The sequence below is a fragment of the Actinoplanes sp. NPDC048796 genome, from assembly GCF_040650035.1.
Classification (GTDB): domain Bacteria; phylum Actinomycetota; class Actinomycetes; order Mycobacteriales; family Micromonosporaceae; genus Actinoplanes.
Map to the genome: position 1 here is coordinate 604,703 of NZ_JBEZGO010000002.1, position 15,084 is coordinate 619,786.

A 15,084-nucleotide genomic window follows, 5' to 3' on the forward strand; every position below is an offset into this window, starting at 1 on the left:
GCGCGCCAAGGCGAGACTCGCACCCGCATTTAGCCGGTCAGGCCTCGTTCATGGTGGTCGAGCAGAGCCCGGGACCCGGTTCACCAGGCCGCAAAGCCGCCACCGCCGGTTCGCGCTGAACAGAACGAGCCACGCCAGAGCCCTGGCTCCGGCGACCACGCCTCCAACCGGGTCTCCGAGTCCCTGGCTATATCCGCAACGGCTCCGACTGAGCTACCCGCCGAGGCGAGCCCGCCGAATCCCAGCGCTGGCGCATGACCCTCACCGGTGCCGAGGAGTACAAGCCCGTCCCCGGGCTGTGACGCCGGGTGGATCCCGTTGGTGGCCGGTCCGCCCTGGACGCTGATCACGATGTGGGCCGAGCCGAACACCGCCGCGGTTGCCATCTTTCCGGTGGTCAGCCTTCTGCCGCACTTCGCCGCGGTGTGGCGGGCCGAGTCAGGTCGTCGCCGGCGCATCACCGCCGGCCGGGAGGATTCCTTTACGCCATGACGGCGGCCGCGATGGTGGCGGCCGGTGATGGCGGATCGCGCGGGCGCCGCAGCCTCGGTGCGGGGCGCCGGCCGGGTCAGCGGCCGAAGGTTTCGGCACTGGTTCGGTATGTGGGGGTGGGGTCGGTCTCGGGGTTGAGCAGGATGGTCAGGTCGGGCAGGGCGGTCGGCGCCGGCTCGCCGTCGTCGTCTGTCTGGCCGGGCTCCGACTCCCAGTCGATCAGGGCGACCGTCACGGTCCAGCGGCCCGCCGGCAGGGGGAACCGCACGCCGTCGGAGGGGTCGGCCCGGACGTGTTCCAGGCCGCTAATCACGGCGCCGCCGGCGGTGGTCAGCAGGTAGGGGGCCGAGGTGGCGTACGCGTATTCGCGCTCCCGCTCGGTCCAGCGGGCCGGGGCCGCGGCCGTGCCGATGCGGGCCACGAACGCGAACCGGCCGTCGCTTTCGATGTCCACCGGCACGAGGGTGCCGGCGGCTATGTGCCCCGCTATGTCCTCGTCGTGGTCGACGATGCGGTCGAAGGCGCCGGGTGCCCACAGCGCGCCCACGGCCACGTCGGTGACCATCGTGCCGGTGACTTCCATCGATGATCGGTCCTCAGGGGGTGGCTCGGGCTCGGAGGATCAAGGCTAGGCCGAACAGGGCCGGCAACACCATCACCTGTGGCAGCAGGGCGATCAGGCCGTGGCCGGACAGGCGCCAGTTGGTCCACAGGCCGATCAGGGTGGCCGCGGCGATGATCGCGAGGCCCACCGGGACCTCACGGGTGGCGGGGCGCGGGACCGGTGGCGGCAAGGGACGGTCCGGCTCCACCGCTATGCCGGCCGTCAGGCGGCGGTAGCCCTCCGGGGTGCCGATCCCGGCCCGCTCGGCCGGGTGGGCCAGGTAGAACCGGAGGGCGGCGGCCACGAACGCGCCGGAGGTCTTGTCGAAGGTGAGGGTCGCCTCGGGCGCGCCGGCCAGGGCGACCGTGATCTCGCCGTCCAGGTCGTTGCGGGGCTGGGTCTCGGCCAGTGCCGGCCACGGGTGGAAGAAAGTGCCGGTCAGCCTGTCCGCGCGTACCCCCGAAGACGTGAAAGTGACTCCGGTGCCGTGCCACAGGCCGTACCCGTAGAACGGTAGTGGCGTGAGCGTGGCGGCCAGCAGGACCACCCACGCGGTCCGGTCGGGCTCGGTCAGGCCGAGTGACAGAACCGTCGCGATGAGCGCGAAGTGGGCCAGGCCGGCCAGGATCAGCGCCGGGCCGCGGGGTGTGGCGAAGCCGGGCATCGACGGTGTGCGGGGGCGTTCGGCCACGAACCAGGCCAGCAGGGCCAGGACGACCGCGGCGCCGAGCAGCAGGGCACCGCGGTGGGCGAGGGCCAGGACCACGAGAACCGCCGCGCCTCCCAGGAGGGTGGCGCGGCGGTGCCGGACGATGAGCACGGGTGGAGGCTAGCGCCGTGGGGTGACGGCAACCTGAAAGATGGGCAAACGGCCGAGCTTGCGGTACGCGTTGAGGGCGGCCGGCGTGCTGTCCACCGACGAGTCCTGGCCCTTCTGGTTGCTCGGCGTCTCGAACTGCACCATGGCCTTGATCCGCGGGAACTCGCGGATGTCGTTGCCCATCCGGCGGTAGAAGTCGGCCTTGTACTGGGTGTTCCGCTTGGAGGACCAGACGCCCCACTCGGCCAGCATGAGCGGCTTGTTGGGGTGGCGGGTCACCGCCCAGCTGTAGAAGCCGGGCCAGCTGCGCTTGCCTTCGAGCCGGCGGTTGAGGATCTCGGCGAAGTCGCCGTGCCCGTATCCGGGGTCGCTGTAGGCGTAGGTGTCGAAGCCGATCCAGTCGACCACGTCGTCGCCCGGGTACATCTGGTTGAACCAGCTCTTCTGGGCGTGCGGCACGTACGCCATGTGGACGAGCACGCTGACGATGTTGTCGGCGCCCTTGGCCCGCAGCCGCTTGACCACGTGACGGTACATGGCGGCGTAGTCGCGGGCGGTGTAGCCGGAGCCGGCTTTCTCGCGGACGTCGTTCTCGCCCTCATGGTGCACGGCGAAGAAGAACTGCTCGGGAAAATTCTTCTTGATGTGTACGGCGAGCCGGTCCAGGAACGCGTCGGTGCGCCGGTCCCCCTTGGCGATCTTGGCCCAGGACGCGGACTCGGGCTTCCAGTTGAGGAACAGGATGCGCTGGCGGCCGGGCTGGTGCGCGATCGCGATCTCCTGCTCGGTCGGGAACAGCTGCCGCGTGCCGCCGTGGTAGGCGTGGTAGATCGCCTGGTGGCGGCCGGTCTTGCGCTCGAACCGGGAGAGGGCGGAGGCGCCGCGGCTCTCGGTGTGCGCGCCGGGGGCCACGCCCCAGAGGACCCCGCAGGTCGGCACCAGGTTGTGGCCGGTGTAGCAGCGTCCCCCGCGACGCTGCTGCTGCTGCTGTTGCTGCGGCTGGGTGATGGCGGCGGCGAAGCCGGGCGCGGCGATGTTGGCGATCCGTGGCGCCGGGGCGGGCGCCAGAACCGCGGCGGCGGCGCTGGTGGCCGAGGTGGCGGCGGTGGAGGGAGCAGCCGACGACGGCGCGCGGAAGACCGGCGGCGCGACGCCGGGCTCGGCCGTTTCCGGGGCTTCGGGCGGCGACATGGCCGGAACGGAGACGGTCGGGTCGCTGAGCCCGAGTCCGATCTGGTCGGCGCCGCCGGTCCACGCCCAAGCGAGCGTGGCCGCGACCGACAGCGCGAATGCCGTGGGTATCGCGGCGAACTGAACAATTCGTCGACTCACGATCAGCCAGTATTGAGGCTTAAGTCCGTTTTGTCTAATACCCGACGGGAAAAGGCAGAGGGGAGTCCCATCTCGACCACGATCACGCGGGCTGCCAAACTGTCCCCTTAGTCGGCCCGCAGGGGGATACGGAAGTGAATGGTTCGATGCTGCCCGAAGACGTGCTGCGCGACGCCCCGTCGTACACGCCGCACCCGCACGAGCTGGCGGACCTCGAACTTCTGCTCTCCGGCGCCTATGCGCCGCTGACCGGTTTCCTCGGCCGCGCCGATCTGCACGCGCTGCGCCGCCGGGGCCGTCTGGCCGACGGCACGCCGTGGCCGGTTCCGGTCACATTGGAGATTCCCGAGGAGATCGCCGGACGGCTCGACCTCGAGGACCCGCTGCACCGCACGGTCATCCTCACCGACCCCGAGGGCGCCCCGGTGGCCGCGCTCGAGGTCAGCGACGCCTGGCCGTCGCGGGAGCGCGAGTGGGGCGTCGGCGGCCGGGTGACCCGGATGGGCGACGGCGGCCACGGTCCGTTCCAGCGCCTGCGGCGTACGCCCGAGGAGGTCCGCGCCCTGCTCCCACCCGGCCGGGTGCTCGGCGTGATCGCCGACCGGCCGCTGCATCGCCCGCAGCTCGCGCAGATCTCGCACGCCGCCCGCACGCTCGGCGCTCACCTGCTGATCCTCATCCCGGTGATCGGCCCCGGGCCCGACGGGCTGCCGCCCGAGGCGCTGGTCCGCACGATCTTCGCGGCCCGTGACCGGATGCCCCCGGCCACGATCGTCGCCGTGCCGCTGCTGCCGCGCGGTGACGAGCTGCGCGACGCCCTGCTGCGGGCCCGCGTCGCCGGCGCGTACGGCGTGAGCCACGTGCTCTCCACCGGCGACATGCTCACCGGCGGCAACCTGCGCGTGCTCGTGCCGCGCGAGCTGGCCTACGACAACCGGGACGGCCAGTGGCGCTGGCGCGACGACATCCCGCCGCGCAACCGCCGACTCGCGATGACCCCGGCCGAGATCGACGACCTGCTCGACCGCGGCTTCCCGCTGCCCGAGTGGCACACTCCCCCGGCCGTGGCCAAGGAGCTGGTCCGGGTCCGGCCGCCGCGCCGGCACCGCGGCCTGGTGGTCTTCTTCACCGGCTTCTCCGGCTCCGGCAAGTCGACGATCGCCCGCGGTCTGGCTGACACGCTGCGGGAGAGCGGCGACCGGACGATCACGCTGCTCGACGGCGACGTGGTGCGCCGCGAGCTCTCGGCCGGGCTGGGCTTCAGCAAGGCCGACCGCGACCGCAACGTACGCCGCATCGGCTGGGTCGCGGCCGAGGTCGGCCGCCACCGGGGCATGGCGGTGGCCTGCCCGATCGCGCCGTACGAGAACGCCCGCGCGGCCGTGCGGGCGATGGCCGTCGAGGCCGGCGCGGGCTTCGTGCTGGTGCACGTGAACACGCCGCTCGAGGTCTGCGAGCAGCGCGACCGCAAGGGCCTGTACGCCCGGGCCCGGGCCGGCCAGCTGCGCGGCATGACCGGCATCGACGACCCGTACGAGGAGCCGGCCGACGCCGAGCTGACCATCGACACCACGACGATGTCGGTGGCCGAGGCCATCGAGATCGTGATCGCCCATCTCGTGGAAAGCGGCTGGGTGGAGCCGAAAATGTAAAGCACCCATCACGTCGGCGGGAGTGAGGCGTTGAGCCCTTGGGGGCGAAACGCCCAAATGAACCTCACTCCACCCCCGAAAGGGCCGCCAACCGATGGAAGCGTCACGCCCCGCGGATGTCTCGCACTATCTCGGTGTCTTCCGCCGGCACTGGTGGATCGCACTGATCGCGACGGGCGCCGGCCTCGGTGCGGGAGCGGGCCTGACCTCGGCGATGCCCAAGGTCTACCAGTCGTCCACGGCGGTGCTCGTGCAGGCCGTCGACCAGGACACCAACGCGCAGGGTGGCCGCACCAAGGGCTCGGTCAACCTCGACACCGAGGCCCAGCTGGTCGGCTCGGGCGCGGTCGCGACCAAGGCGGCCGCGTTGCTGCGCAGTGACCGGTCGCCGATCGAGCTGGCCAAGGACGTCTCGGTCGAGGTGCCGGCCAACACGACGGTCCTGATGGTCACCTTCCAGGCGGACTCGCCGGAGGGCGCGCAGGCCGGCTCGCACGCTTTCGCCGAGGCCTATCTGCGCAACCGCGAGGAGACCGCGCAGAACGGCCTGGACCAGCAGATCAAGACGCTCACCGCGAAGATCAAGCAGCTCACCACGACGCTGACCGGGATCAACGCGCGGCTGGCCCGGGCCACCCGGGGCAGCTCGGACGAGAGCAACCTGCAGAGCCTGCGGCAGAACTCGCAGAACCAGCTCAACGGCATGACCGGCAAGCTGAACGAGCTCACCACCACCACTGTCGGCGCGGGCAGCATCATCAGCGACGCCCGCCTGCCGGAGACCCCGGTCAGCCCGAACGCGATGATCAACATCGCCACCGGGGGCATGCTGGGCCTGCTGCTCGGCCTGGCTCTCGCCTTCGTCCGGGAGCGGTACGACCGTCGGCTGCGCTCGGCGGCCGACGTGCGCGACCGCGGGCGGATGAACGTGCTGGCCGCGCTCGACGAGCGGACCACGCCGCACTTCGACGACGTCCTGCAGCCGTACGGCGCCGGTGGCCGGGTCTTCAACCGGCTGCGCAACGAGGTGCTGGCGACCCTGCCGGCCGACGCCCGGACCATCGTGGTGACCGGCGCCAGCCGCGGCTCGGCCAGCACCCTGGTCGCCGCGAACCTGGCCGCCGCCCTGGCCCGCACCGGCAGCGACGTCGTGCTGATCGGCGCGCACCTGCCGGACAGCGTCGTCGACGCCGCCCCGCTGGCCCGGATGCTCGGCGTCTCGGCCGTACCCGGCCTGTCCGACCTGCTGGCCGGCCGGGTCGGCCTCAACCGCGTGCTGCAGCGCTGCCCGCGCATCCCGTCGCTGCGGGTGATCACCACCGGTGGCGCCGCCACCGCGGCCGGGCTGATGCAGTCGCAGCGGCTGCGCGACACCCTGGAGACGCTGCGCGGACAGGGCGGCTACGTGGTCATCGAGGCGCCGTCGACGGCGAGCAGCGCCGACGCGCAGAGCCTGGCCAGCCTGGCCGACGCCGCGATCCTCGCGGTCGAGCTGCGCCGGGCCCGCCGCCCCGCCCTGCTCGACGCGGCCGAGCAGCTGCAGCGGGTCGGCACGCCGCTGCTGGGCGCGGTCGTGCTGCCGCATCTGACCAACCTGCGTACGGCCGAAGCGGCCGCACCCGTGGTGACCCTGACGCCCGCACCGGCCTCGTCGGAGGGCCCTCGGCCCGACGAGACGGCCGTGCTGACCGCGCCCCAGCGCTTCCCGACCAACACGGTCTCGTCGGCCGAGAAGGCCGCGCTGCGCCAGCGGGACGCCAACCACGCGGACGAGATCACCGCGGTGATCGACATGTCGGGCGCGGTCAAGGACATCGCCAAGGACGGCGACAAGAAGTGACCCAGACGGCCCCCACCCCGGCGCGTGTAGCGGGCGGGGCGGCTCACGGTGCGCCGAAGCGGCGGGATCTGCCGGCCTGGCCGGTGGCGTGCATCCTGGCCTTCTACCCGGTCTGGTGGGCGCTCGGCCTGGGCGTGCTGATCTTCGCGCTGATGGCCGTGCCGATGCTGTTCCTGCTGATCCGGCGCCGCGCCGCCGGCCGCCCGCTGCGGCTGCCGCCCGGCTTCGCCTTCTGGGTGATCTTCCTGGCGGCCGTGGTGGTCAGCATCGGCGCGCTCGGCGCCGACCCGGCCGGCACGGTGGCCGAGCACGCGACCGGGCGACTGCCGGCGGTGACTTACAAGGCTCTGATGTACGCGTCGCTGACCGTGCTGCTGGTCTACGCGGGCAACCTGACCGAGGCCGAACTGCCGAAACGCCGGCTGGTGAAGCTGCTCGGCTGGCTGTTCGTGGTGACCGTGCTGGGCGGGCTGCTCGGCATGGTGGCGGGCACGTTCGAGTTCACCTCGCCGGTCGAGTGGCTGCTGCCCCCGGGCGTACGCAACAAGGGCTTCGTGCAGTCGCTGGTCCATCCGTACGCGGCACAGATCATGGACATCGTCGGCGAGGGCCAGCCGCGCCCGGCCGCGCCGTGGGGTTACACGAACACCTGGGGCAACAACTTCTGCCTGCTGGTGGGCTGGCTGATCGTGGCCGCCCGGTCGTCCCGGGCGAAATTCTGGACGACCGTCTGCCTGGTCGTCTCGATCGTGCCGGCCGTCGTCTCGCTCAACCGGGGCCTGTGGATCGGCATCGGCGTGCTGGTCGTCTACGTGGCCGCCCGGTACGTGCTGGCCGGCAAGCTCTGGATCATCGGCGCGGTCGTCATGGCCGCCGCCATGCTTTCGGTCACCCTGGTCGCCACCCCCCTCGGCGACGTGGTCGGGGCCCGGATGGACAACGGCAAGTCCAACGGCGTCCGCTCGTTCCTCATCGACCGCGCCCTGGACGGCTTCACCGGCTCCCCCGTGATCGGCTACGGCGGCACCCGCAACACCCTGGGCGGCCGCAACTCGATCACCGTCGGGGAGAGCGCCGGCTGCGAGCGCTGCGGCAACTTCACCGTCGGCGGCAACGGGCAGCTGTGGCAGCTGCTCTACGCGCACGGCGCGGTCGGCACCGTGGGTTATCTCGGCTTCTTCGCGTACGGGCTGTGGCGGTTCCGCCGCGACCGCAGCCCGATCGGGGTGGCCGGCAGCGCCGCGATCGTCACCTCGTTCTCGGCGATGCTCTGGTACAACTCGCTCGTCACCCCCCTGGCCTTCACCGTTCTGGCGTTCGCGCTGCTCTGGCGCAATTCATCCGAGGGGGACACGACGACATGAGTCCGGTCAAGACGGCGCCGGCCGAGCTGACCGCGGGCGACGCGGAGCTGCGTACGCGGTACCTGACCGAGGTGCTCGACCTTCTCTACCCGCAGCCGTGCCGTACGGACGGCTCGCCGGGCACCCCGATCGCCGAGTACCTCGTGGTTCCGGACGCGCGGCGGCCCCGCCTGCTGGTGCCCTCGATGTCGCGCCGGGTCGCGGCGGCCGCGGTCCGGCGTTACGCCGAGCCGCAGTCGCGGGCCGCCCGCCTCAAGCGCGAGGCGGTGGTCGCCGCGGTCCGCACGGGCGCCTCCGGCGTGCTGTTGCGCGACCGGGTCCGGGTCACCGGCCCGTACTCGCAATGCATCGACGGTTATCTGAGCGAGGCGCTGGGCCGCGAGCTGGCGGTGAGCGTCCACATCGGCCCGGCCCGGGCCAACCGCAAGCCGGTGCTCCAGCTGCTCAGCCCGGACGGTGACACGTTCGGCTTCGGCAAGCTCGGCACCGGGCCGCTCACCCAGCGGCTGGTCAAGGCCGAGGCGGCGGCGCTGACCGCGCTCGGCAACAGCGGCCTGACCAAGCTGACCGTGCCGCGGGTGCTGCACGCCGGCGAGTGGCGCGGCCTGCAGGTGCTGGTGCAGTCGGCGCTGCCGGTGTGGTTGCCGCGCGCCCCGCTGAACCAGCGCCGCCTGGTCGGGGCGATGCTCGACATCGCCGGCTGCTGCGGCTACACGACCGGGACGCTGGCCGGCAGCGCGTACTGGCACGAGCTGCGGGGACGGCTGGCCGGGGTGAGCGACCGGCCCGAGGGCGTCGCCCTGGCCTCGGCGGCCGAGCTGCTGGTGCGCCGCGGCGGCGAGATCGGCTTCCGCTACGGCGCCTGGCACGGCGACTGGGCGCCCTGGAACATGGCCAACCTGGCCGACGCGCTGCTGGTCTGGGACTGGGAACGGTTCGCCACCGGGGTGCCGCTGGGCTTCGACGCGGTGCACCACGAGCTGCAGAAGCGCATCCAGTCCACCGAGGACGCCCGGGACGCGGTCGAGGCGACCGTCAAGCGCGCGGGCGAGCTGCTGGCGCCGTTCGGGGTGGTACCCGAGGGCCGCGAGGTGACCGCGCTGCTCTACCTGGTCGACCTGGCCACCCGATATCTGACCGACCGCCAGGCCGAGGCCGGCGCCCGCCTGGGCGTGCTCGGCACCTGGCTGCTCCCGGTGCTGATCCGCCGGGTCGAGGAGCTGTGACCATGGACGTACGCAAGATGCCGGCGCCGATGAAGCGCGTGGTGCACCTGGGCTCACGCTCCTACGGCCGGCTCACCGCGCCGGGCCGGATGACGCCGTCGTTCCTGATCTGCGGCGGGCAGCGCTGCGGCACGACGTCGCTGTACCGCGCGCTGGCCGAGCATCCGGTGGTGCTCAAGGCCGTACTGCACAAGGGCGTGCACTACTTCGACACGTCGTACGACCGCGGAATGGGCTGGTACAAGGCGCATTTCCCGCTGACCCGCAGCGCCGACAAGATCTCCGACAGGTACGGGGTGGCGGCGCAGACATTCGAGTCGAGCCCCTACTACATGTACCACCCGCAGGCGGCGGCCCGGATCGCCCGCGACCTGCCGTACGCCAAGCTGGTCGTGCTGGTCCGTGACCCGGTGGAGCGGGCGTACTCGCAGCACCACCACGAGGTGGCCCGCGACTTCGAACCCGAGCGCGACTTCGGGGCGGCGCTCGCCCTCGAACCGGCCCGCCTGCACAAGCAGGAGGAGAAGCTGGCCGAGGACCCGGAGTACTACAGCTTCAGCCACCAGCACCACGCGTACCGGGCCCGCGGCGAGTACGCCCGCTACCTGAGCGTGATGGCGCAGCACGTGGGCCGCGAGCGGATCCACGTGGTGGAGAGCGAGCGGTTCTTCGCCGAGCCGGAGGACGTCTACGACGAGGTCTGCGACTTCCTGGGGCTGCCCAACTATCTCGAGCGGCCGCCGTTCGAGCGGCACAACGCCCGCCCCCGCCAGGCCGACATGGACCCGGCCCTGCGCCGCGAGCTCACCGACTACTACCTGCCCCACGACGAGGCCCTGGCCCGGTGGCTGGGGCGCATGCCGATCTGGCGCCGCACGTGACAGCTGTTCTGGATAGCTCTTCTTCGACGAAAGCGGCGGCCCGGGGCGGGCTGGCCAACATGGTCGGTTCGGCGCTGGCCGGCGGCACCGGGGTGGTGGTCACGTGGGTGGTGGCCCGGTCGCTCGGCGCCGAGCAGGCCGGGGCGTTCTTCGCCGCCACGGCCGCGTTCGTGCTGGCCGGTGGGCTGGCCAAGCTGGGCACGCAGACCGGGTTGGTCTACTGGCCGGCGCGGCTGCGGGCCACCGGCCGGGCCCACCTGCTCGGCGCGTGCCTGCGGGCCGGGCTGGCGCCGGTCGTGGTGGTCTCGGTCGTGCTCGCGGCGGCGATGTGGCTGACCGCGCCGGCGATCGCGCGGATCACCGCGCACGACGCGGGACACGTGGTCGACGCCCACACCGCGGGGCTGCGGGTGCTGGCCGCGTTCCTGCCGTTGCAGGCGCTGACCGACGCGCTGCTCACGGCGACCCGCGGCTACCGGGCCATGCGGCCGACCGTGCTGCTCGACCGGGTGCTGCGCAACCTCGTGCAGGTCGCCCTGGTCGGGATGGCGGCACTGTGGACCGCGGGATCGTTGCCCGGGTTCGCGCTCGCCTGGGCGGCCCCCTACCTGCCGGTCGCGGTGCTGGCCGCGTACAGCCTCAGAAAGGTCTATCGCGCTCAGAAGCCGCCCGGGGTGACCACGCACCGGGCCGAGCGGATCGGCGTCCGCCGCGACTTCTGGCGGTTCACCGGGCCGCGCGCGCTGGCCAGCGTGGCCCAGCTGGCCCTGCAGCGGGTGGACGTGCTGCTGGTGGCGGCGCTGGCCGGTCTCGCGCCGGCCGCCGTCTACGCCGTAGCGGGGCGATTTGTCGTTTTGATTCAGTTCGCCAATCAGGGGATCTCGCAATCGGTGCAGCCGCGGCTGGCCGAGGCGCTGGCCACCGGCGACCGCCGCCAGGCCAACCACCTCTACCAGACCGCCACCGGCTGGCTCGTGCTCGTCACCTGGCCGATCATCCTGCTGGTCATCCTGTTCGCGCCGCTCTGGCTGCGGCTGTTCGGCGAGCACTACGCGAGCGAGGGACGGGTCGTGGTGGTCGTGCTGGCCGGCGCGATGCTGGTCGCCACCGGCTGCGGCATGGTCGACATGGTCCTGGCCATGGCCGGGCGCACCTCGTGGAACCTGGCCAACGTGCTGATCGCGCTGGTCGTCACGGTCGGGCTGGACCTGCTGCTGATCCCCGCGTACGGCGCGCTGGGCGCGGCCATCGGGCTGGCCTGCGCGATGGTCGCCAACAACCTGCTCCCGCTGGCCCAGGTGGGCCGGTCGGCGGGGCTGCACCCGTTCGGGCGCGGCACGCGGGTGGCGGCCCTGCTGGCGGTCGTCTGCTTCGGCGTACTCCCCTGGGCCGTCACCGCGATCGCCGGAACCGGCGGCATCGGACTGACCCTCGCGGCGCTGGCCGCCGTTCCCGCCTACGGCGGCGGCGCCTGGCTGCTGCGCGCACACCTCGCTCTGGACGCCTTCAAACCTTCGAGGAGGACGAGTTGACCACCGACTACACAAAGGTGTTCCAGGACACCGACGCGGTCGAGAAGTACGAGAACGTCACCTACGCACCGGACAGCTACGCGTCGCAGATCAACGAGCGGCAGCAGGACTACCTGCGCACGCTGGTGCGGCGCGAGTTCGGTCCGCTGGCGCCGGTGCAGCACGACTTCGCCTGCGGCACCGGGCGGGCCATCCGCATCCTGCACGGGCTGGTCCGCGAGGCGCACGGCTACGACACGTCGGCCGAGATGATGGCGAAGGCGGCCGAGGTCGGCTCGCGGGCGAACTGGCACCAGGTGGCGCCGGACGGCCCGGTGCCGCACCCGGTGCCGGCCGGCTTCCCGGCCATCGTGACGATGTTCCGGCTGTTGCTCAACGTGGACTCGGCGATCCGGGACCGGGCGCTCGCGTTCGCGGCGAAGGCGCTGCCGACGCGGGACTCGGGGGTGCTCGTGGTGGAGAACCACGGGAACGCGGCCTCGGTACGCCATCTGCGGGCCCGCCGGCACCAGGGGCAGCGGTGGTTCGCCGAGCTGTCGCACGAGGAGGTGTCCGCGCTGTTCGAGCGGCACGGATTCGAGATCGTCGAGCGGCGGGGCTTCTCGATGATCACGCCCTCGCTGCACGGGAATCCGGTGGCCCGGGCCGTGGACGCGGCGGCCCGGCGAATGCCCGGCAGTGACTCGTACGCCGTGAACGTTCTCTACACCGCCCGCCGTGTCCATGCGTAAAGGCATTTTGATCTTAGTTCTTGTCCTGTTTGTGAGCGCTTGCTCATTTAGCCGGGACAAAAAGGACACGGAGCTACCCCCGGTGCCACCCGATTTGTCGGCGGCGCCGGCCGCCGTCGCCGTCCAGCAGGGGCCCTTCGCGTCGGGCCCGGTACGCGCGCCGCAGCGGGGCGCCCTGGTCGGGGCGTGGATCAAGCCGGATGCGCTGACCCACGTCGGCCGGCTCGCCGCGGTGGACAGCCTTCAGGCCGACCTGGGGCGGCGGCTGAGCATCGTGAACACGTACCGCCGCTTCGAGCAGATGGTGGGCACCCCGTCCGACAAGGAGTTCCTGGCCCGGGGTTCCACGCTCATGGTGAGCTGGGCGACCGGCGACAACCGGTCCATCCTGGACGGCGAACACGACGAGCTGATCCGCAAGCAGGCCAAGGCCGTACGCAAATTGAAGGTCCCGGTGTTGCTGCGGATGCGCTGGGAGATGGACCGGCCCAACCTGCGCGCGACGATGTGGTCCGGCGCCGACTACATCGCGGCCTGGAAGTACGTCCGGAAGATCTTCGACGAGGAGCGGGCGACGAACGTGTCGTGGGTGTGGTGCCCGACGGCCGAGGGTTTCATCCGGGGCGACGCGCCGGACTTCTATCCGGGCGACGACCAGGTCGACTGGACGTGCGTCGACGTGTACGCCGGCGAGAAGTTCGAGCCCATCGGCCAGCTGATGGCCCCGTTCCTGCAGTGGGCGGCCCAGCGCCCGAAACCGATCGTGATCGGCGAGTTCGGCGTGGCGAAGGCGTGGGGTTCAGCCGGCCGCGCGGACTGGCTGAAGGACGCCGGCCGCACCTTCAAGGCCAACCCGCAGATCAAGGCCATCGCCTACTTCGAGTCGGACCCGGAGGGCAACGGCCCGACAAAGCAGTTCCAGCTCACGGGCGACAAGGCGGCGTTCAGGGCGTTCCACAAGCTGGTGCGAGACCCGTACTTCAATCCGTGACGGCTTCAAGAAACTCCAGCCGATTCCCGTGATCGTCCTGCGAGTAGAACCGCCGGTGGCCCGGAAAGTGAGCATCCCACTCCACCGGGCGACCGGCGGTTTTCAGCCTCTCCGCAAGACCGTCAAGGTCATTGACGAGTACGCCGGCGTGAGCCCTCCTAGCGGCCACGAAGCCGGCCACGGGACTGACGTGGATCTCCCAGCCCCCACCGCGGAACCAGCACCCACCCCGCGCCGCGAGGGCAGGCGGTTTGGGGAGTTCCGTCATGCCGAGCACACCCCCGTAGAAGCCGCGCGCGTCATCCTCACCCCCGGGCGGACAGAGGACTTGAACGTGGTGCAGCCGCTCAAAACTGAAGGACATGCCCGCAGCCTACCCTGCAAACCGTACGTACGTCTTGCTTAAGGTTCCGCCTTGTGCACATGGGCACCGCCCATGGTGGCTTGCCCTGGACGGCCCAGGCCGGGCGAGGGTGCGGCCCCGGCCGCCCGACTCACGCTTGCACGGAGGGCAAGCGCTGGTCGCGGCCTCACGCCTGCCCGGCTTCCGCTTCCACGAAGGGCCAGCCCGGGCTCCATCCTTACGCCTGCACGGCTCGCGCTTCCACGGACGGCCAGCCCTAAGCCTGCACGGCTCGCGCTTCCACGGACGGTCAGCCCTAAGCCTGCCGACCTGCGCTTCCGCGGACGGCCAGCCCGGGTCTCGCTTCAGGGCTGCCCGACCTGCGCTTCCACGGACGGCCAACCCGGGTCTCGCTTCAGGGCTGCCCGACCTGCGCTTCCACGGACGGCCAACCCGGGTCTCGCTTCAGGGCTGCCCGACCTGCGCTTGTGCGGACGGCCGGTTCGGGCGGAGGCGCGGCTTTACGACCGGATCGCGTTCGAGCGGTTCTCCGGCCGCACAATTCCCTATCGCCGCGTCGAATTTGGCATGATCCTCATCAATTATCGATGGCTTAGACGACGCGGCGGCGGGATAATTGGGCATGCGATACCAACAGCTTGGACTTTTCACTCGCAAACAAATGGACAGCATGCGCGATCGCACCCGTGCCCGAAATTGGTCGCCCGAGAATGACGCCTTCCGCCGAGAGCACGAACGTCACCGCGCATGGGGTCTCATCCAGCGCCACGGACTCAAGCTCATGCGGTTACGACTCGAGCAAAGCGCCGCGCCCCGGTCCCCGACCGACACTCGAGGACCGGACACCGCCCAGTCCACTTCGGAACATTGCCGAACCGGAGTGCAGACGAGGACCCCGCCGCCAGAGCAGCCCCGCCCCGCCACTACAGCTCAGGCGCCAGCCTCATCCACAGCTCAGCAGCCACCTGAGGCCCCGATGATCACTGAAGGTCCACAGTCGCCAGTGGCTGCGAGCATCGTCTCTTTCCCGCAGCCACCGCAAAGCTCAAGCATCGTCGGCGATCCGCCGTCGCCGCAGAGCTCGGGCATCGCCGGCGATCCGCCGCCGCACATTGGGGCTGCGCCTTAGCCGTCCCAGGCCACGCCGTCGTCGCTGGTCCACGCGTGCCTCAAAGCCCCAGGGGTCGCTACTGCTCGACGCACCGTCAACTGTGGCGTCGCCACTGCGCCGCAAGCCCGGGAGGTCGCCACGGCC

At 71.5% G+C, this 15,084-nt stretch carries 13 protein-coding genes; 9 read left to right on the top strand and 4 right to left on the bottom strand.

What is annotated here, in order from left to right; all coding sequences use genetic code 11:
- Nucleotides 1–321 precede the first annotated feature (321 nt).
- The gene (locus AB0C26_RS11110) at nt 322–492 is read left to right on the top strand and encodes a hypothetical protein (RefSeq protein WP_360245227.1); all 171 of its coding nucleotides are present in this window, start codon (nt 322–324) and stop codon (nt 490–492) included.
- Between the two features lie 76 nt (nt 493–568).
- On the opposite strand, the gene AB0C26_RS11115 is transcribed toward AB0C26_RS11110, so the two are convergent.
- From AB0C26_RS11115 to AB0C26_RS11125, 3 genes are read right to left on the bottom strand one after another with little or no spacing between them, the layout of a single operon-like run.
- Entirely contained in the window at nt 569–1,075 is a 507-nt protein-coding gene (locus tag AB0C26_RS11115) for a hypothetical protein (protein ID WP_360245230.1), read from the bottom strand.
- Nucleotides 1,076–1,088: 13 nt separating this feature from the next.
- Nucleotides 1,089–1,916: a hypothetical protein gene (locus AB0C26_RS11120; RefSeq protein WP_360245233.1), complete on the bottom strand. Its 828-nt coding sequence runs from the start codon at nt 1,914–1,916 to the stop codon at nt 1,089–1,091.
- Nucleotides 1,917–1,925: 9 nt separating this feature from the next.
- Nucleotides 1,926–3,248 (bottom strand): glycosyl hydrolase, encoded by a 1,323-nt coding sequence (locus AB0C26_RS11125; protein WP_360245236.1) that lies wholly within the window; start codon nt 3,246–3,248, stop codon nt 1,926–1,928.
- Between the two features lie 146 nt (nt 3,249–3,394).
- Here AB0C26_RS11125 and cysC point away from each other — a divergent pair, with 146 nt between their 5' ends.
- The 8 genes from cysC (at nt 3,395) to AB0C26_RS11165 (ending at nt 13,465) form a co-directional block, all read left to right on the top strand.
- A complete protein-coding gene (gene cysC / locus AB0C26_RS11130) occupies nt 3,395–4,900 on the top strand; it encodes an adenylyl-sulfate kinase (protein ID WP_360245239.1) in 1,506 nt (501 codons plus the stop codon).
- Nucleotides 4,901–4,994: 94 nt separating this feature from the next.
- Nucleotides 4,995–6,740: a Wzz/FepE/Etk N-terminal domain-containing protein gene (locus AB0C26_RS11135; RefSeq protein WP_360245242.1), complete on the top strand. Its 1,746-nt coding sequence runs from the start codon at nt 4,995–4,997 to the stop codon at nt 6,738–6,740.
- Nucleotides 6,737–8,104, top strand: a complete 1,368-nt coding sequence (locus AB0C26_RS11140) for a hypothetical protein (protein WP_360245245.1) — start codon at nt 6,737–6,739, stop codon at nt 8,102–8,104. The genes AB0C26_RS11135 and AB0C26_RS11140 overlap by 4 nt, the downstream gene beginning before the upstream one ends.
- Nucleotides 8,101–9,330, top strand: coding sequence for a hypothetical protein (locus tag AB0C26_RS11145; RefSeq protein WP_360245248.1), 1,230 nt, complete (start codon nt 8,101–8,103; stop codon nt 9,328–9,330). The genes AB0C26_RS11140 and AB0C26_RS11145 overlap by 4 nt, the downstream gene beginning before the upstream one ends.
- Nucleotides 9,331–9,332: 2 nt before the next feature.
- Nucleotides 9,333–10,211, top strand: coding sequence for a sulfotransferase (locus tag AB0C26_RS11150; RefSeq protein ID WP_360245251.1), 879 nt, complete (start codon nt 9,333–9,335; stop codon nt 10,209–10,211).
- Complete coding sequence (locus AB0C26_RS11155) at nt 10,208–11,743, top strand: MATE family efflux transporter (RefSeq protein WP_360245254.1); 1,536 nt, start codon at nt 10,208–10,210, stop codon at nt 11,741–11,743. Before AB0C26_RS11150 ends, AB0C26_RS11155 begins: the two co-directional genes overlap by 4 nt.
- A complete protein-coding gene (locus AB0C26_RS11160; RefSeq protein ID WP_360245257.1) occupies nt 11,740–12,474 on the top strand; it encodes a methyltransferase domain-containing protein in 735 nt (244 codons plus the stop codon). The genes AB0C26_RS11155 and AB0C26_RS11160 overlap by 4 nt, the downstream gene beginning before the upstream one ends.
- A gap of 82 nt (nt 12,475–12,556) precedes the next feature.
- On the top strand, nt 12,557–13,465 hold the full coding sequence (locus AB0C26_RS11165) for a glycosyl hydrolase (protein WP_360245260.1): 909 nt from the start codon (nt 12,557–12,559) through the stop codon (nt 13,463–13,465).
- Here AB0C26_RS11165 and AB0C26_RS11170 read toward each other — a convergent pair.
- A complete protein-coding gene (locus AB0C26_RS11170) occupies nt 13,455–13,829 on the bottom strand; it encodes a glyoxalase (protein WP_360245263.1) in 375 nt (124 codons plus the stop codon). The two genes, AB0C26_RS11165 and AB0C26_RS11170, sit on opposite strands and share 11 nt — an antisense overlap.
- Nucleotides 13,830–15,084 lie beyond the last annotated feature (1,255 nt).

What these genes read in the sequence shown, in the direction of transcription:
- AB0C26_RS11115 (WP_360245230.1), bottom strand. Translation starts at nt 1,075, where the DNA reads ATGGAAGTCACCGGCACGATGGTCACCGACGTGGCCGTGGGCGCGCTG.
- cysC (WP_360245239.1), top strand. Translation starts at nt 3,395, where the DNA reads ATGCTGCCCGAAGACGTGCTGCGCGACGCCCCGTCGTACACGCCGCAC.
- AB0C26_RS11135 (WP_360245242.1), top strand. Translation starts at nt 4,995, where the DNA reads ATGGAAGCGTCACGCCCCGCGGATGTCTCGCACTATCTCGGTGTCTTC.
- AB0C26_RS11145 (WP_360245248.1), top strand. Translation starts at nt 8,101, where the DNA reads ATGAGTCCGGTCAAGACGGCGCCGGCCGAGCTGACCGCGGGCGACGCG.
- AB0C26_RS11150 (WP_360245251.1), top strand. Translation starts at nt 9,333, where the DNA reads ATGGACGTACGCAAGATGCCGGCGCCGATGAAGCGCGTGGTGCACCTG.
- AB0C26_RS11170 (WP_360245263.1), bottom strand. Translation starts at nt 13,829, where the DNA reads ATGTCCTTCAGTTTTGAGCGGCTGCACCACGTTCAAGTCCTCTGTCCG.